The 17751-nt window shown below is 64.4% G+C and carries 17 protein-coding genes; 11 read left to right on the forward strand and 6 right to left on the reverse strand.

The window, feature by feature from the left end; all coding sequences use genetic code 11:
* Positions 1-46 precede the first annotated feature (46 nt).
* Complete coding sequence (locus tag ACYZGB_RS06620) at positions 47-1807, forward strand: PhoH family protein (protein WP_462387455.1); 1761 nt, start codon at positions 47-49, stop codon at positions 1805-1807.
* Positions 1808-1878: 71 nt separating this feature from the next.
* Here the strand turns inward: ACYZGB_RS06620 and dnaB are convergent, their stop codons facing one another.
* From dnaB to rpsF, 5 genes are all read right to left on the reverse strand, one after another.
* Positions 1879-3303, reverse strand: coding sequence for a replicative DNA helicase (dnaB, locus tag ACYZGB_RS06625; protein ID WP_462387456.1), 1425 nt, complete (start codon positions 3301-3303; stop codon positions 1879-1881).
* A gap of 193 nt (positions 3304-3496) precedes the next feature.
* A complete protein-coding gene (rplI, locus tag ACYZGB_RS06630; protein ID WP_108618014.1) occupies positions 3497-3949 on the reverse strand; it encodes a 50S ribosomal protein L9 in 453 nt (150 codons plus the stop codon).
* A 12-nt stretch (positions 3950-3961) separates the two neighbouring features.
* Positions 3962-4243, reverse strand: coding sequence for a 30S ribosomal protein S18 (rpsR, locus tag ACYZGB_RS06635; protein ID WP_005795932.1), 282 nt, complete (start codon positions 4241-4243; stop codon positions 3962-3964).
* 17 nt (positions 4244-4260) lie between these two features.
* Positions 4261-4551: a primosomal replication protein N gene (gene priB / locus ACYZGB_RS06640; RefSeq protein WP_462387457.1), complete on the reverse strand. Its 291-nt coding sequence runs from the start codon at positions 4549-4551 to the stop codon at positions 4261-4263.
* A gap of 15 nt (positions 4552-4566) precedes the next feature.
* Positions 4567-4956: a 30S ribosomal protein S6 gene (gene rpsF / locus ACYZGB_RS06645; protein ID WP_094285575.1), complete on the reverse strand. Its 390-nt coding sequence runs from the start codon at positions 4954-4956 to the stop codon at positions 4567-4569.
* A gap of 329 nt (positions 4957-5285) precedes the next feature.
* Between rpsF and grpE the strand changes: the two genes are divergently transcribed.
* The 3 genes from grpE to dnaJ all read left to right on the forward strand — a co-directional run bounded on the left by grpE (position 5286) and on the right by dnaJ (position 9112).
* The gene (grpE, locus tag ACYZGB_RS06650) at positions 5286-5837 is read left to right on the forward strand and encodes a nucleotide exchange factor GrpE (RefSeq protein WP_462387458.1); all 552 of its coding nucleotides are present in this window, start codon (positions 5286-5288) and stop codon (positions 5835-5837) included.
* 93 nt (positions 5838-5930) lie between these two features.
* Positions 5931-7883, forward strand: coding sequence for a molecular chaperone DnaK (gene dnaK / locus ACYZGB_RS06655; RefSeq protein ID WP_462387459.1), 1953 nt, complete (start codon positions 5931-5933; stop codon positions 7881-7883).
* Positions 7884-7966: 83 nt separating this feature from the next.
* Complete coding sequence (gene dnaJ / locus ACYZGB_RS06660) at positions 7967-9112, forward strand: molecular chaperone DnaJ (protein WP_055399485.1); 1146 nt, start codon at positions 7967-7969, stop codon at positions 9110-9112.
* A gap of 39 nt (positions 9113-9151) precedes the next feature.
* On the opposite strand, the gene ACYZGB_RS06665 is transcribed toward dnaJ, so the two are convergent.
* Positions 9152-10060, reverse strand: a complete 909-nt coding sequence (locus ACYZGB_RS06665; protein ID WP_462387460.1) for a lytic transglycosylase domain-containing protein — start codon at positions 10058-10060, stop codon at positions 9152-9154.
* Between the two features lie 279 nt (positions 10061-10339).
* Between ACYZGB_RS06665 and ACYZGB_RS06670 the strand changes: the two genes are divergently transcribed.
* The 7 genes from ACYZGB_RS06670 to asd all read left to right on the forward strand — a co-directional run bounded on the left by ACYZGB_RS06670 (position 10340) and on the right by asd (position 17727).
* Complete coding sequence (locus ACYZGB_RS06670) at positions 10340-11704, forward strand: MBL fold metallo-hydrolase (protein WP_462387461.1); 1365 nt, start codon at positions 10340-10342, stop codon at positions 11702-11704.
* Positions 11705-11841: 137 nt separating this feature from the next.
* On the forward strand, positions 11842-12819 hold the full coding sequence (locus ACYZGB_RS06675) for a LysR family transcriptional regulator (protein ID WP_462387462.1): 978 nt from the start codon (positions 11842-11844) through the stop codon (positions 12817-12819).
* Between the two features lie 17 nt (positions 12820-12836).
* Complete coding sequence (gene leuC, locus ACYZGB_RS06680) at positions 12837-14258, forward strand: 3-isopropylmalate dehydratase large subunit (RefSeq protein WP_462387463.1); 1422 nt, start codon at positions 12837-12839, stop codon at positions 14256-14258.
* Between the two features lie 11 nt (positions 14259-14269).
* Positions 14270-14401 (forward strand): entericidin A/B family lipoprotein, encoded by a 132-nt coding sequence (locus ACYZGB_RS06685; RefSeq protein ID WP_063461163.1) that lies wholly within the window; start codon positions 14270-14272, stop codon positions 14399-14401.
* A gap of 10 nt (positions 14402-14411) precedes the next feature.
* Positions 14412-15062 carry a 3-isopropylmalate dehydratase small subunit gene (leuD, locus tag ACYZGB_RS06690; RefSeq protein ID WP_462387464.1) on the forward strand — a complete coding sequence of 217 codons (651 nt, stop codon included), beginning with the start codon at positions 14412-14414 and terminating at the stop codon, positions 15060-15062.
* A 77-nt stretch (positions 15063-15139) separates the two neighbouring features.
* Positions 15140-16216 (forward strand): 3-isopropylmalate dehydrogenase, encoded by a 1077-nt coding sequence (gene leuB, locus ACYZGB_RS06695; RefSeq protein ID WP_462387465.1) that lies wholly within the window; start codon positions 15140-15142, stop codon positions 16214-16216.
* A gap of 380 nt (positions 16217-16596) precedes the next feature.
* Complete coding sequence (gene asd, locus ACYZGB_RS06700) at positions 16597-17727, forward strand: aspartate-semialdehyde dehydrogenase (RefSeq protein ID WP_462387466.1); 1131 nt, start codon at positions 16597-16599, stop codon at positions 17725-17727.
* Positions 17728-17751: the final 24 nt, after the last annotated feature.

Below are 17751 nucleotides of genomic sequence, written 5' to 3' on the forward strand. Positions count from 1 at the left end.
CTTTCTGACCCGTCTTTCTTCATTTACCGACCGAGGCCCTGCCACCATGCCCCTGCCCCCCGCCCCCAGCCGGCGCGCTGCACTCCTCGCGCCAGAAGCCTTTGAAGTCACGGCCCGTCCACGGGTGTCACAAACCTCGGCCAACGAGCCCGTTGCCGCACCCGTGCGCGCAGCTTCGGCCACCCGCACAGGACGCAAAACAGCCAGCGCTGCACCTGCAGCGCCTGCAGCCTTGGTCGCAGCCCCGCTGATCCAGGTCGAAACCCAGGTCCGCGCCCCCGAGCCCACGGGCACCCCGGCCCCCCCCGTCGCCCGCGCTACCGGCACCCGCAAGGCACGCACGACCAGCGTGGCAGCAAGCCCCAGCGCTGCAGCCCCTACCGCTGCGCCCCGGGGCAAAAAGGCCGCACCACAGGGCCCGACCAAGCTCTTCGTGCTGGACACCAATGTGCTGCTGCACGACCCCACCAGCCTGTTCCGCTTTGAAGAGCACGACATCTTCCTGCCAATGATCGTGCTGGAAGAACTGGACGGCCACAAGAAGGGCATGACCGAAGTGGCCCGCAATGGCCGCCAAGCCAGCCGCACCCTGGATGCGCTGGCTGCTGCCCAGGGCGCCGACATGGCCAAGGGCCTCAAGCTCGACTCCACAGGCCAGCGTGCTGCGGGTGGCCACCTGTTCTTCCAGACGGTACCACTGGATTACAGCCTGCCCACCAGCCTGCCCCCCGGCAAGGCCGACAACCAGATCCTGGGCGTGGTGGAAGCCCTGCGCAAGCTGCATGCACCGCGCGAGGTGGTGCTGGTGTCCAAGGACATCAACATGCGGGTCAAGGCGCGCGCCCTGGGCCTTAACGCCGAGGACTACCAGAACGACAAGACGCTGGAAGACGGCGACCTGCTCTACGCTGGCGTGCTCGCCCTGCCCCCTGACTTCTGGGCCAAGAGCGGCAAGAACGTGGAGAGCTGGCAGAGCGGCGCCCACACCTACTACCGCATCGGCGGGCCCATCGTGCCGCAGCTGATGATCAACCAGTTTGTGTACTTCGAGGCTCCCGGCGAGCCCAGCCTGTTTGCGCGCGTGAGCGAGATCCGCGAAAAGACTGCGGTGCTGCAGACGCTCAAGGACTATGGCTCCACCAAGAATGCTGTGTGGGGCGTGACCACGCGCAACCGCGAGCAGAACTACGCCATGAACTTGCTCATGGACCCCGAGATCGACTTCGTGACCCTGACCGGCACGGCTGGCACCGGCAAAACCTTGCTGGCCCTGGCCGCAGGCCTGACCCAGGTGCTGGACGACCGCCGCTACACCGAGATCATCATGACCCGCGCCACCGTGAGCGTGGGCGAGGACATTGGCTTCTTGCCCGGCACCGAAGAAGAAAAGATGGGCCCCTGGATGGGCGCGCTGGACGACAATCTCGAATTCCTGGCCAAAGGCGACGGCGGCAATGCGGGCGAGTGGGGGCGTGCGGCTACCAACGAGCTGATCCGCAGCCGCATCAAGATCAAGAGCATGAACTTCATGCGCGGGCGCACCTTCCTGAACAAGTACGTGATCATCGACGAGGCGCAGAACCTGACGCCCAAGCAGATGAAGACACTGATCACCCGCGCGGGCCCGGGCACCAAGATCATCTGCATGGGCAATCTGGCGCAGATCGACACACCGTACCTGACCGAGGGCTCCTCGGGCCTGACGTATGCCGTGGACCGCTTCAAGGGATGGCCACACAGCGGGCACATCACACTGGCGCGTGGTGAGCGCTCGCGCCTGGCGGACTTTGCGAGCGAAGTGCTCTGATCTCGCACTGAAAATGCAAAGGCCCCTGCCGATGGCAGGGGCCTTTTTCATTGGAGCGTCAACACCGCACGTCAGTAGTCATCACCACCGCCCATGGCCAGGTTTTCGAAGCGCGTCTGGTTCTTCTGGAAGAACAGCTTCACGGTGCCGGTCGGGCCGTTACGCTGCTTGCCGATGATGACCTCAGCCACGTTCGGCTCCTTGCTGTCCTTGTTGTAGTAGTCATCGCGGTAGATGAACATGATGATGTCCGCGTCCTGCTCGATGGCGCCCGACTCGCGCAGGTCGGACATCATGGGGCGCTTGTCGGTGCGCTGCTCCACCGAGCGGTTGAGCTGGGAGAGCGCGATCACGGGGCACTGCAGTTCCTTGGCCAGCATCTTGAGGCCCCGGGATATCTCGCCCAGCTCGGTCGCACGGTTGTCCGAACTTGCCGCCGAACCCGAGCCGCTCATGAGCTGCAAGTAGTCCACCACAATCAAGCCCAGCTTGCCACATTGGCGTGCCAGGCGGCGTGCATTCGCGCGCAGCTCCCCCGGGGACAGCCCGGGCGTCTCGTCGATGTGCAATGAGACGGTGCGCAGCCGCTCGATGGCCTCGGTCAGTCGCGGCCACTCATCGTCGGTGAGCTTGCCGGTACGCAGATTGCCCTGGTTCACCCGGCCGATCGAGCCCACGATACGCACCGCCAGCTGGGCGGCACCCATTTCCATCGAGAAGATCGCAACTGGCAGGCCTTCGTTGAGCGCAACGTGTTCGGCGATATTCACAGCAAACGAGGTTTTGCCCATGGACGGGCGGGCGGCCAGCACGATCATGTCGCCTGCCTGCAGGCCCGAAGTCATGCGATCCAGGTCGGCAAAACCAGTGGGCACGCCGGTCACGTCGGCCGGGTTGTCGGCCATCTCCTGCACCTTGTCGAGCAGGTCGATCACCAGGTTGTCGAGCGACTGGAAGCCTTGCTTGTTGCGCGAGCCCTCTTCGCCGATAGCAAAGATCTTCGCCTCGGCCTCGTCCAGGATCCGCTCCACCGTCTTGCCCTGCGGGTTGAAGGCATTGGTGGAGATTTCGTCGCTGGCCGTGACCAGCTTGCGCAGGATGGCCCGCTCGCGCACGATCTCGGCGTAGCGGCGTATGTTCGTGGCGCTCGGAACATACTGCGCCAGGTTGTTCAGGTAGGTGAGCCCACCCATCTCCTGGGCTTTGCCCTGGTTCTTGAGCTGCTCGAACACCGTGATCACGTCGGCAGGCTTGCTGGCATTGATCAGCGCGCCGATGGCCGCGTAGATGGCTTGGTGTTCGTAGCGGTAGAAATCGCCCTCCTTGAGCAGGTCTCCCACCCGGTCCCAGGCATTGTTGTCCAGCAGCAGGCCACCCAGCACACTGGACTCGGCCTCGATAGAGTGCGGCGGCGTGCGCAGCTTGGCGATTTCCTGGTCGTCGCTGGCAGATGGCAGCGAACCCTGTTCGTCGAGCGGAGGGAAAACAGCGGACATGGATTTCTCCGGGACAGGTCTAGAAACCGGTTACCCCTTGGCCCGGGGGCAGCAGCCGGAATGGATAAGCCTTGGGACAATCTGTGGATGACCGGTGGGCAACCCTGTACAAATGGGCTGGGTCAAAAGCGCGAAAGCCGCCCAGAGGCGGCTTTCGCGGCGAGTCGCGCAGAGATTATCTACGCGCTGGCGATCAGGCGGTTTCGCCGTAGACCGACACGTTGACTTCCACCACCACGTCGGTGTGCAGAGCCACGCTCACAGCGCTGTCGCTCACGACCTTGATAGGGCCATTGGGCAGGCGGATTTGCGACTTGGCAACCTTGTAGCCTTGCTTGTTCAGCTCTTCGGCGATGTCGTGGTTGGTCACAGAACCAAACAGACGGCCGTCCACGCCAGCCTTTTGCGTCAGCTTGATGGTCGTGCCACCCAGCTTTTCACCTTGGGCTTGGGCTTCTGCCAGCTTGGCGGCAGCAGCCTTTTCCAGTTCAGCGCGCTTGGCTTCGAACTCTGCCTTGGCAGCTTCGGTGGCGCGGCGGGCGCGGCCCGAAGGGATCAGGAAGTTGCGGGCGTAGCCGTCTTTGACCTTGACGATTTCACCGAGGTTGCCGAGGTTCACAACCTTGTCGAGCAGGATGATTTGCATGGGTTGTGCTCCTTAGATCTTGTGCTGGTCGCTGTAAGGCACCAGGGCCAGGAAGCGGGCGCGCTTGATGGCGGTGTTCAGCTGACGCTGGAAGATGGCGCGCGTGCCGGTCAGGCGTGCGGGGATGATCTTGCCGTTTTCGGCGATGAAATCGCGCAGCGTATCGACATCCTTGTAGTCGATTTCTTCAACGCCCGTCACCGTGAAGCGGCAGAAGCGCTTGCGCTTGAACAGCAGGGACTGGGTGTTGCGCTTTGGGCGCTTGTCTTTGTTGAACTTCTTGAACGTGGCCATTGCGGACCCCTTGAAAATTAATTTTGTTGAATATCCTGGATGTGCAGCACTGCGGTCTTGCCATTGCGCGGGTTGGCCAGAAATCCGTGGAAAGTCCAGAGACTTCCGACGTTCTGCCTTGCCAGACGCTCAGCCATCGCCCCGAAGGCCATGGCTTTGATGGCGGCCCTGACTGCGCGGGGATGTTCTGCCTCGGTTTGCTGCGACTCATGTTCGAGCCGCAGGGTGATGGCAGGCAATCCGGCGGGCGTGTAGCGCAGGGGTTCAGTCTCTGCGATACAGGCGGTCAAGACTACGCGGTTCTCCACTCCAACAGGGATGGATCAGCGCTCGCCGCGCTCGCCACCGGCAGCTGCGTACTCAGCTTGGCTGGCCTTGCGGGCTTCTTCGCGCTCGACGGTCTTCATCATGGAAGATGGGCCCGTGTCGGCCTTCTTCTTCTGAACCGTCAGGTGGCGCAGCACGGCGTCGTTGAACTTGAAGGCATGCTCCAGTTCAGCCATCACAGCTTGGTCGGCTTCGATGTTCACGCACAGGTAGTGGGCCTTGGCCAGCTTGTTGATCAGGTATGCCAGTTGACGGCGGCCCCAGTCTTCCACGCGGTGCACCTTGCCACCGCCAGCGGTGATCATGCCCTTGTAGCGCTCCAGCATCGCTGGAACTTGTTCGCTTTGATCCGGATGGATCAACAAAATGATTTCGTAATGACGCATGCAGACTCCTTTTGGGTAAGACCACCCACCGCGTCTAGAAGTGGTGTGGCAAGGGAAAGCCTGCGATTATAGCCCGGCCGCCACCGCTTGTACACTCAGCGTTTTCTGGCAGCCCTTGGGCTCGCGCCAAAGGCGTCCGAAAAAAGGCGCCTGGTGGTGCCTAAGGGGGCGTTCAACTCTTGCAAAAACCGGGGTTGGACCGACTTGCTTACCACCACGGTGCACTGCGCGCAGGGCCCAAAAGCACAAACCCCTGGTGCAGACCTTGATTTGTGGCGGCATGCCCCCAAATCCCGCGCGTACCGCTTCACTCACCTTCAGACCAAGACATGTCAGACCACAGCCAAACCACCCCGCCCCAGAGCGCCCCCGCCCCCGAAGAAGTCGAAGCCGCCATGGCTGCCCACGCCTCTGACGAGCTGGCTCGCCTGCAAGGCGAGCTGGCCGAGCTGAAGGCCAAAAGCGCCGATCTGGCCGACCAGTTCCTGCGCGCCAAGGCCGAGGCCGAGAACGCCCGCCGCCGCGCCGAAGACGAGGTTTCCAAGGCCCGTAAATTCGGTATCGAGAGTTTTGCCGAGAGCCTGCTGCCCGTGGCCGACAGCCTGGATGCCGCCCTGGCCATCAAGGAAGCCACGCCCCAGCAGCTGCGCGAAGGCGCCGACGCCACCCTGCGCCAGCTGACGTCGGCACTGGAGCGCAACAAGGTGATTGCCATCAACCCTGCCGCTGGCGCCAAGTTCGATCCGCACCAGCACCAGGCCATCAGCGTGGTGCCTGCCGAGCAGGAAGCCAACACCGTGGTGGCTGTGCTGCAAAAGGGCTATGTGATCGCCGAGCGCGTGCTGCGTCCGGCCCTGGTCACGGTGACGGCTCCCAAGTAAGCCTCAAAAAAATCGACCCGGAAGACTTGAACCACACCAAGTTATCCACAAGTTACTAGCCATCCAAACCATTCAAGCATTCGGAGAAAAATCATGGGAAGAATCATCGGCATTGACCTGGGTACGACCAACAGCTGCGTCTCCATCATGGAGGGCAACACGACCCGCGTGATCGAAAACAGCGAAGGTGCACGCACCACGCCCTCCATCGTGGCCTACCAGGAAGACGGCGAGATCCTCGTCGGCGCCTCGGCCAAGCGCCAGGCAGTGACCAACCCCAAGAACACGCTGTACGCCGTCAAGCGCCTGATCGGCCGCAAGTTCACCGAAAAAGAAGTGCAAAAGGACATCGACCTGATGCCCTACAAGATCGTGGCCGCCGACAACGGCGACGCATGGATCGAAGTGCGCGGCAACAAGCTGTCAGCCCAGCAAGTGTCTGCTGACATTCTGCGCAAGATGAAGAAGACGGCTGAAGACTACCTGGGCGAGCCCGTGACGGAAGCCGTCATCACCGTGCCAGCCTACTTCAATGACGCACAGCGCCAGGCCACCAAGGACGCTGGCCGCATTGCGGGCCTGGACGTCAAGCGCATCATCAACGAGCCCACCGCTGCAGCCTTGGCCTTTGGCCTGGACAAGCAGGAAAAGGGCGACCGCAAGATCGCTGTGTATGACCTGGGTGGCGGCACGTTTGACGTGTCCATCATCGAAATCGCCGACGTGGACGGCGAAAAGCAGTTCGAAGTGCTGTCGACCAACGGCGACACCTTCCTGGGCGGCGAAGACTTCGACCAGCGCATCATCGACTTCATCATTGACGAGTTCAAGAAGGAGTCGGGCGTCAACCTCAAGAATGACGTGCTGGCCCTGCAGCGCCTGAAGGAAGCCGCCGAAAAGGCCAAGATCGAACTGTCGAACTCGGCCTCGACCGACATCAACCTGCCCTACATCACGGCAGACGCATCGGGCCCCAAGCACCTGAACATCAAGCTGACCCGCGCCAAGCTGGAACAACTGGTGGAAGAGCTGATCGAGCGCACCATCGCTCCTTGCCGCACGGCCATCAAGGACGCTGGCGTGTCGGTGTCCGACATCCATGACGTGATCCTGGTCGGCGGCATGACCCGCATGCCCAAGGTGCAGGAGAAGGTCAAGGAATTCTTCGGCAAGGACCCCCGCAAGGACGTGAACCCTGACGAAGCCGTGGCCGTGGGTGCAGCCATCCAGGGCCAGGTGCTGTCGGGCGACCGCAAGGACGTGCTGCTGCTGGATGTGACCCCCCTGTCTCTGGGCATCGAGACCCTGGGCGGCGTCATGACCAAGATGATCACCAAGAACACCACGATCCCGACGAAGTTCGCGCAGACCTTCTCGACAGCCGACGACAACCAGCCCGCCGTGACGATCAAGGTGTTCCAGGGTGAGCGCGAGATGGCCTCGGGCAACAAGCTGCTGGGCGAGTTCAACCTGGAAGGCATCCCGCCCGCAGCGCGCGGCGTGCCGCAGATCGAAGTGTCGTTCGACATTGACGCCAACGGTATCCTGCACGTGGGCGCCAAGGACAAGGGCACCGGCAAGGAAAACAAGATCACCATCAAGGCCAGCTCCGGCCTGTCGGAAGAAGAAATCCAGAAGATGGTGAAGGACGCCGAGCTGAACGCTGCGGACGACAAGAAGAAGCTGGAACTGGTGCAGGCCAAGAACCAGGGTGAAGCTGCCGTGCACAGCGTGAACAAGAGCCTGGCCGAGCATGGCGACAAGCTCGACGCTGGCGAAAAGGACGCGATCACGGCCGCCGTGAAGGCCCTGGAAGACGCCCTCAAGGGCGAGGACAAGGCCTCCATCGACGAGAAGACCACGGCCCTGATGGCCGCCAGCCAGAAGCTGGGCGAGAAGATGTACGCCGAGTCCCAGGCTGCAAAAGCCGCCCAGGCCGCCGGTGGCGCCGACGCGGCAGGTGCCTCGGCCTCCGCTTCTTCGGCCAAGCCCGCTGACGACGACAACGTTGTCGATGCCGAAGTGAAGGAAGTCAAGAAGGGCTGAGCGAGCCCCCGTTGACCCGAGCCGCCGCGCAATGCCCACAGGGGCTGCGCGGCGTTCCTGTTCCAACCGGGTTCTGAATCACTATGTCCAAACGAGACTTTTACGAAATCCTGGGCGTTCCGAAAAACGCCTCGGACGAAGAAATCAAGAAAGCCTATCGCAAGCTGGCGATGAAGCACCACCCTGACCGCAACCAGGGGGATGCAGCCAAGCCTGCCGAAGAGAAGTTCAAGGAGGCCAAGGAAGCCTACGAGATGCTCTCCGACCCGCAAAAGCGCGCTGCCTACGACCAGTACGGCCACGCCGGGGTGGACCCCAACATGCGCGGCCCCGGCGGCGCAGGGGCAGAAGGCTTTGGCGGTTTTGCAGAGGCCTTCGGCGACATCTTCGGCGACATGTTTGGCCAGCAGGGCGGACGTGGGCGCGGTGCCGGTGGCCGCCAGGTGTACCGGGGCAGCGACCTCAGCTACGCCATGGAGATCACGCTGGAAGAAGCCGCACGCGGCAAGGACGCGCAGATCCGCATTCCGTCGTGGGAGAGCTGTGACACCTGCCACGGCAGCGGTGCCAAGCCCGGTACCAGCGCCAAGACCTGCGGCACCTGCCAGGGCGCGGGCACGGTGCAGATGCGCCAGGGCTTCTTCAGCGTGCAGCAGACCTGCCCGCACTGCCGCGGCACGGGCAAGATCATTCCCGAGCCTTGCACCACTTGCCACGGCCAGGGCAAGCTCAAGAAGCAAAAAACGCTGGAAGTGAAGATCCCTGCAGGCATCGACGACGGCATGCGCATCCGCTCCACCGGCAATGGCGAGCCGGGTACCAACGGCGGCCCGCCGGGCGACCTGTACATCGAGATCCGACTGAAGAAGCACGACATCTTCGAGCGCGATGGCGACGACCTGCACTGCCAGGTGCCGGTGAGCTTCATCACGGCCGCACTGGGTGGCGAGATCGAAGTGCCCACGCTCGCGGGCAAGGCGGCCATCGACATCCCCGAAGGCACGCAGGCCGGCAAGCAGTTCCGCCTGCGCGGCAAGGGCATCAAAGGCGTGCGCGCCAGCTACCCGGGCGACCTGTACTGCCACATCGCGGTGGAAACACCGGTCAAGCTGACCGAACACCAGCGCAAGCTGCTGCGCGAGCTGGAAGATTCGCTCAAAAAGGGCGGTGCCCGCCACTCGCCCAGCGGCGAGAGCTGGACGGACCGGTTGAAGAACTTCTTCAGCTGACGCGGCTGCGCAGCCGCCTCCAAGAAACCGCCCTCGGCCTCACGGCCCGGGCGGTTTTTTCATGCGCGCTGCGGGCGGCAAGGCCAGCCCCGTGGCCTTGCCCGGCCGCTCGTGCTGGGGCGCACGGTAGAACCCCAGGATGCGGCGCACGTACTCGCGCGTCTCGCTGTAGGGCGGCACGCCGCCATGGCGCTCCACCGCTTTCTCACCCGCGTTGTAAGCGGCCGATGCCAGTGCCACGTCCCCCCCAAAACGGTCCAGCAGCCAGCGCAGGTAGGTCAGCCCGCCACGCACGTTCTGCTCGGGGTTCCACACGTCGCGCACGCCAAAACGCTCTGCCGTCTCGGGGATCAGCTGCATCAGCCCCTGTGCGTTCTTGGGCGACAGCGCCCGGGCCTGGAAGTTGGATTCCGACCGCACGATGGCCAGCGCCAAGCGCGGGTCCACCTCAAAGCGGGGGGCGAGCCGCTGCACCAGTTCAGCGTGGCGGCGTTTGTCATCGGGCAGGTTGCTGACATAGCGGTCCACCACCTCGTGGGGCACGACCTCCTGGGCAGAATCGCGCACTTCCAGCCGGGGCGCCTCGCCCGTGGTGAGGCAGTCTGGCATCTGGTCGCCCGGCGCCAGGCCTTCAGCCAGGCTGCGCGCCTTCTCATGCCCCCGCTGCGCAGCCAGCGCCAACAAGGTGGCGGCTGCCGCCGGGTCAGGCACCACATCGCGCCCCCGCATCAGCAGGCGGCCCAGGCGATATTGAGCTTCCACACTGCCATAGCGCGCGGCATCGCAGTACCGCTGCGCGGCACGGTGCGGCTGGCGCCGCACTTCGGCCTCGTAGCCCTCCTCCAGCCAGCGCGACAGCACAGGGGGTTCGTCGGCCCATTCGGGCGGGTCGTCCAGCGGCTGCGCGCGCGCCTGCCACCCGCCGGCCAGCAAAACAATTGCCAGCAAGGCGCCATGGGCGTGACAGGAAAACCGGGGCTGCATACCTCAACCTGTTGGATGAAGGTCCCGCCAAAACGGGGCATCAGGAGATGGGCTGCCCACTGTAGTACCGCCGGAGGATTTGCAACAGAAAAACATTGCCAGCGGCAATTTCTTGATCTGAGGCAAGAATCCACCCGCCAGCGGTAGCCCCCAACCCCCCTGCGCCGTAGCATGAAAGCCCGCCAAGCGGTCTTTGGGGGCCGCCATCCGGGAAAAGGCAACAACGGGACAAGGGGCATCGGCATGAACGTCAACATCACCTTTCTGGGCGGCTCGGGCACGGTCACCGGCTCCAAGTACCTGGTGCGCCACAACGGCAAGAGCCTGCTGGTGGACTGCGGCCTGTTCCAGGGCTACAAGCAGCTGCGCCTGCGCAACTGGCAGCCCCTGCCCGTCACGCCCCACCAGATCGACGCCGTGGTGCTCACCCACGCCCACCTGGACCACAGCGGCTACCTGCCCCTGCTGGCGCGCGACGGCTATACCCATGCCATCCACTGCACGCCGGGCACGCGTGACCTGTGCACCATCCTGCTGCCCGACAGCGGGCACCTGCAGGAGGAGGATGCCGCCTTCCTCAACCGCCACCAGCTCAGCAGCCACAGCCCGGCCCTGCCGCTGTACACCCGGCTGGATGCGCTGCACTGCCTCAAGCAGTTCCAGACCCATGCCTTCCACAAGGCCTTCGAGCCCCTGCCCGGCTGGCGCGTCACGTTCTCTCCGGCAGGCCACATCCTGGGCGCGGCCAGCGTGCTGCTGGAGGTGGGCGGGCGGCGCATCCTGTTCTCGGGCGACCTGGGGCGACCCGACGACCTGCTGATGAACCCGCCCGATGCCCCGCCCCCGGCCGACACGGTGCTGATCGAATCCACCTACGGCGACCGCGAACACCCGCCCGAAGGCCTGCTGGATGAACTGGGCCCTGCCCTGCAGCGGCTGGCCGCGCGCGGCGGCACGGCCGTGGTGCCGGTGTTTGCCGTGGGCCGTGCCCAGGTTGTGCTGCACGCCATTGGCCTGCTCAAGGCGCAAGGCGTGGTGCCTGCCTCGCTCAAGGTGTTTCTGGACAGCCCCATGGCCGTGAGCACCACAGGCCTGTTCCAGCACCACATGCAGGAGCACCGCCTGAACGGCCGCGAGGTGCAGGCGCTGGAGCATGGCGCCACCATGGTCCAGACGCCCGAACAATCCAAGAGCCTGGCCCGGCTGCATGGCCCCATGGTCATCCTGTCGGCCAGCGGCATGGCCACCGGGGGACGCGTGCTGCACCACCTGGCGCTGCACGCGGGCGACCACCGCAACATGGTCATCCTGACCGGCCACCAGGCGCCAGGCACGCGCGGCGCGCGCTTGGCCGAGGGCGAAAAGACCATCCGCATCCACGGCCAGGACGTGGCCGTGCGCGCCGAAGTGGTGCGGCTGTCGTCCGCCTCGGCCCACGCCGACGGCAACCAGCTCATCGCCTGGCTGCGCAGCATGGGCCATGCACCCGACCAGGTGTATGTGGTGCATGGCGAAATGGGCGCCGCCGACCACCTGCGCCAGCGCATCGCGCACGAACTGCGCTGGAATGCGGCGGTGCCAGAGCACGGCAGCACCTGCGTGGCCTGAGAAGGTGTGAACGAACCCGCCCCTGCGCAGCGGGCAAACCGCAGACGGGCAACCCAGCCATCGCGCATGGCGATGGCGAACAACGAATAATGGGGAGAAAATAACTATCCTTCTCATTTCGAGAAGACAAACGCCCCATGAAAAGCTCCGAGCGCAGTTTTGCGCGCCGTACCGACCTCACCTCGCTGCAACTGTTTGTGGCGGTGTGCGAGCTCGGCAGCATCGGCCGCGCGGCCGAGCGCGAATTCATTGCCGCATCGGCCGTCAGCAAGCGCCTGTCGGACCTGGAAACCGCCGTGGACACAGCCCTGCTGTACCGCCACAGCCGGGGCGTGACGCTCACCCCCGCAGGCGAGAGCCTGCTGCACCACGCGCGCACCGTGCTGTTTGGCCTTGAGCGCATGCAAGGAGAGCTGAGCGAATACGCCGACGGCGTGCGCGGCCATGTGCGCATGCACGCCAACATCTCGGCGATCTTCCAGTTTTTGCCCGAAGACCTGGGCGCGTTTGCCCGCGAGCACAGCCAGATCAAGATCGACCTGCAGGAGCACCTCTCCAGCGACGTGCTGCACGCCGTGCAGGAAGGCGCGGCCGACCTGGGTATCTGCAACATCGGCATGGCCAGCGCGGGGGGCAGCCCCGCCCTGCAAAGCCGCCCCTACCGGTCCGACCGTTTGATGCTTGTAGTGCCCTCTGGGCACGCCCTGTCTGCTCAGGAAGCTATCAATTTTGAAGAAGTGCTGGACTGGGACATTGTGGGCCTGCATGCCAACAGCAGCATCAGCCTGGCCATGCGCGCCGCCGCCGCCGCTGCCGGGCGCCCGCTGCGCCAGCGCATCCAGGTCACGGGGCTCGATGCCATGTGCCGCATGATCGACAACGGCCTGGGCGTGGGCCTGCTGCCCGACCGGGCCTTTGCGCTCATGCGCGGCGTGGGCCAGCTGCAGGCCATCCCGCTGACCGACGCCTGGGCCCACCGCGAACTGCGGGTGGTGGCCCGCGACTTTGAGGCCCTGCCGATCACGGCGCGCCTGCTGGTGGAACACCTCGCGCCACGGCCCGACCTGGCGCCAGTGAACCAAGCCCCCGACACTAAAATCCAATCCCCCACCTGAAAGTAGAAAGCCACGCCATGGGACGCACCCTGTACGACAAGATCTGGGACGAGCATGTCGTCCACACCGAAGAGGACGGCACCTCCATCCTCTACATCGACCGCCACCTGGTGCACGAAGTCACCAGCCCGCAGGCTTTTGAAGGCCTGCGCGAGGCGGGCCGCAAGGTCTGGCGCATGAGTTCCATCGTGGGCACGGCCGACCACAACACGCCCACCACGGGCTGGGAAAACGGCTACGACGGCATCACCGACCCCATCAGCAAAGAGCAGATCACCACGCTGAACGACAACATGGCGACGATCTCGCCCGCCGCGTTTTTCCCCTTCATGCACAAGCGCCAGGGCATCGTGCACGTGATCGGCCCTGAAAACGGCGCCACCCTGCCCGGCATGACCGTGGTGTGCGGCGACAGCCATACCAGCACGCACGGCGCTTTCGGTGCACTGGCCCACGGCATCGGCACCTCCGAGGTCGAACACGTGATGGCCACCCAGACCCTGCTGGCCAAGAAGGCCAAGAACATGCTGGTGCAGGTGGACGGCACGCTCGCCAAGGGCGTGACCCCCAAGGATGTGGTGCTGGCCATCATCGGCAAGATCGGCACGGCGGGCGGCACGGGCTACACCATCGAATTTGCAGGCTCCGTCTTCCGCGCCATGAGCATGGAAGGCCGCATGACCGTATGCAACATGGCCATCGAAGGCGGCGCGCGCGCAGGCCTGGTGGCGGTGGATGAGAAGACCATTGAATACGTCAAGGGCCGCCCCCTTTCACCCACCGGCGTGGAATGGGACCAGGCCGTGGCGTACTGGAAGACGCTGCACTCTGACGCCGACGCGCAGTTCGACACCGTGGTCAAGCTCGACGCGGCCGAGATCCAGCCGCAAGTGACCTGGGGCACCTCACCCGAAATGGTGCTGGGCATCGACGCCCGCGTGCCCGATCCGGACAAGGAAAAAGACGCCAACAAGCGCGGCGCCATCGAGCGTGCGTTGACCTACATGGACCTGCAGCCCGGCAAGGCCATCAACGACATCACCATCGACAAGGTGTTCATCGGCTCGTGCACCAACAGCCGCATCGAAGACATGCGCGAAGCCGCCGCCGTGGTGAAAAACCTGGGCCGCAAGGTGGCCAGCAATGTGAAGCTGGCCATGGTGGTGCCCGGCTCGGGCCTCGTCAAAGAGCAGGCCGAGCGCGAGGGTCTGGACCAGATCTTCAAGGCTGCAGGCTTTGAGTGGCGCGAGCCCGGCTGCAGCATGTGCCTGGCCATGAACGCCGACCGCCTGGAGCCCGGCGAGCGCTGTGCCAGCACCAGCAACCGCAACTTCGAAGGCCGCCAGGGCGCTGGTGGCCGCACCCATCTCGTCAGCCCCGCCATGGCCGCTGCTGCTGCCGTGCACGGCCATTTTGTGGACATTCGCCAATTCGCCTGAAGGAGCACGCCATGAAGAAAATTGCCGCAACCCTCATCGCACTGTCTGCCGCCCTGCTGCTGGCCGGATGCAACACCGTCAAGGGCGTGGGCCAGGACGTTCAACGCGCGGGGGGCGCGCTCGAACGCGCCGCCAACAAGTAACAAGGCACCCATGCAGAAATTCACCTTACTCAAGGGCCTGGTGGCCCCGATGGACCGCGAGAACGTCGATACCGACGCGATCATCCCCAAGCAATTCCTCAAGTCGATCAAGAAGACGGGCTTTGGCCCCAACCTGTTTGACGAGTGGCGCTACCTGGACAAGGGCGAGCCCGGCATCCCCGAAAGCCAGCGCAAGCCCAACCCCGACTTCGTGCTGAACCTGCCGCGCTACAAAGGCGCCAGCATCCTGATCGCGCGCAAGAACTTTGGCTGCGGATCCAGCCGCGAACACGCCCCCTGGGCGCTGGACCAATTCGGCTTTCGCGCCGTGATCGCGCCCAGCTTTGCCGACATCTTCTTCAACAACTGCTTCAAGAACGGCCTCTTGCCCATCGTGCTGCCCGAGGCCACCGTGGCCCAGCTGTTCGACGAAGTGGCGGCCTTCCCCGGCTACCAGCTCACCATTGACCTGGAACGCCAGGTGGTCGTGCGCCCGCAGGGCGAGGAAATCCCGTTCGACGTGATCGCCTTCCGCAAATACTGCCTGCTCAACGGCTTTGATGACATCGGCCTGACCCTGCGCCAGTCCGACAAGATCCGCGCTTTTGAAGCAGAGCGCCTGGCCACCAAGCCCTGGCTGGCGCACACCATGGTGTCCTGAGCCCCCCAATACCCATCAAAATGGCCGTTTGCGCGCAACCATATTGCCCAAGCAGCTATCAAAACAGAAGCAAACCAATGAAAATCGCAGTTCTGCCGGGTGACGGCATTGGCACCGAAATCGTCGCTGAGGCCGTCAAGGTCCTGAAGGCGCTCGACCTGAAGTTCGAGATGGAATCCGCCCTGGTCGGCGGCGCCGCCTACGAAGCCCACGGCCACCCGCTGCCCGAGTCCACGCTCAAGCTCGCCAAGGAAGCTGACGCCATCCTGTTCGGCGCCGTGGGCGACTGGAAGTACGACAAGCTCGACCGCCCCCTGCGCCCCGAGCAGGCCATCCTGGGCCTGCGCAAGAACCTGGGCCTGTTCGCCAACTTCCGCCCCGCCATCTGCTACGAGCAGCTGGTGGGTGCATCCAGCCTCAAGCCCGAGCTGATTGCGGGCCTGGACATCCTCATCATCCGCGAGCTGACCGGCGACATCTACTTCGGCCAGCCGCGCGGCCGCCGTGTGGCCACCGACGGCCACTTCCCCGGTGCCGAAGAAGCGTTTGACACCATGCGCTACAGCCGCCCCGAGATCGAGCGCATCGCCCACGTCGCCTTCCAGGCCGCGCGCAAGCGCAACAAGAAGGTCACCAGCGTGGACAAGGCCAACGTGCTCGAAACCTTCCAGTTCTGGAAGGACGTGGTCACCGACGTGCACAAGGAATATCCTGACGTCGAACTGCAGCACATGTACGTGGACAACGCCGCCATGCAACTGGTCAAGGCGCCCAAGGCGTTTGACGTGGTGGTCACGGGCAACATGTTCGGCGACATCCTGTCGGACGAAGCCTCCATGCTCACCGGCTCCATCGGCATGCTGCCTTCGGCCAGCCTGAACAGCAGCAACCAGGGCCTGTACGAGCCCAGCCACGGCAGCGCCCCCGACATCGCGGGCAAGGGCGTGGCCAACCCGCTGGCCACCATCCTCTCGGCCGCGATGATGCTGCGCTTCAGCTTGAACCAGGAAGCCGCAGCCCAGCGCATCGAAGCCGCCGTGCAGAAGGTGCTGGCCCAGGGCCTGCGCACGCCCGACATCTACAGCGAAGGCACTACCAAGGTGGGCACGGCGCAGATGGGTGATGCCGTGGTGAAGGCGCTGGCCGCCCAGTGATCCGGTGGATGCAGGCCTGCCGGGCCTGCCCCTTCCCCAAAAAGCGCCGCAATGCGGCGCTTTTTCATGGGCGCACCCATCCAGCTGTGTCCTGAAAGCATCGCCAGGCCCGGTAAATCTGGGCAAAAAGCGCTCAAAACACGGTGATGGGGCCCGATCCGCTACAATCCCGCCTTATGTTTGCCGCCCGCCCGTTCGACCTGAACACCGCTACTGCCGCCCTGGCAGGCGTGGCTGTGCGCGCAATCACCACCAAAACCACGACCATTAAGGGCTGACCCAGCTCCGGTATCGTCGTGCGCCCTCCCTGGCCCAGACGAGCCGGGGCAAAAGTCAGTCCCGGTCGGGCACTGTTTCTTACACTGAAAAGGGGCGTTGAAATGAGCAAGTTGGTAGGGTTGGTCGGCTGGCGTGGCATGGTCGGCTCGGTCCTGATGGACCGCATGGAACAAGAGAAGGACTTCGATCTGATCGAACCCATGTTCTTCTCCACCTCGAACACAGGCGGCAAGGCCCCTGCCCAGGCCAAGAACGAGACTGCCCTGCAGGACGCGTTCAACATCGAGGCCCTCAAGCGCTGCGAAATCATCATCACCGCCCAGGGCGGCGACTACACCAACGAGGTGTACCCCAAGCTGCGCGCTGCGGGCTGGAACGGCCACTGGATCGACGCAGCCTCCTCCCTGCGCATGGAGAAGAACGCGGTCATCGTGCTTGACCCGGTGAACATGCCGGTCATCAAGAACGCGCTCGCCAACGGCGGCAAGGACTGGATCGGCGGCAACTGCACCGTGAGCTGCATGCTGATGGGCGTGGGTGCGCTGTACAAGGCGGGCCTGGTCGAGTGGATGAGCACCCAGACCTACCAAGCCGCCAGCGGCGGCGGCGCCCAGCACATGCGTGAGCTGCTCACCCAGTACGGCACGCTGAACGCCGAAGTCGCGGACCTGCTCCATGATCCCAAGAGCGCCATCCTGGAAATCGACCGCAAGGTGATCGCCAAGCAACGTGCCCTGACCGGTGCCGAGACCGCCAACTTCGGTGTGCCGCTGGGCGGCAGCCTGATCCCCTGGATCGACAAGGACCTGGGCAACGGCATGTCCAAGGAAGAATGGAAAGGCATGGCCGAGACCAACAAGATCCTGGGCCAGGGCGAAGGTTTCAGCACCGCCGCCATCCCCGTGGACGGCTTCTGCGTGCGCGTGGGCGCCATGCGCTGCCACAGCCAGGCACTGACCTTCAAACTCAAGAAGGACGTGCCCGTGGCCGACATCGAAGCCATGATCGCCGCCGACAACGAATGGGTGAAGGTGGTGCCCAACACCCGTGAAGCGACCATCCAGGACCTGACCCCCGTGGCTGTGACCGGCACCATGACCATCCCCGTGGGCCGCATCCGCAAGCTGGCCATGGGCCCTGAATACGTGGGCGCCTTCACCATCGGCGACCAGCTGCTGTGGGGCGCTGCCGAGCCGCTGCGCCGCATGCTGCGCATCCTGCTGGACGCGTGATTCCAGGGCCAAATGGCCCTCTTC

The sequence above is a fragment of the Acidovorax sp. Q11 genome (assembly GCF_054950075.1).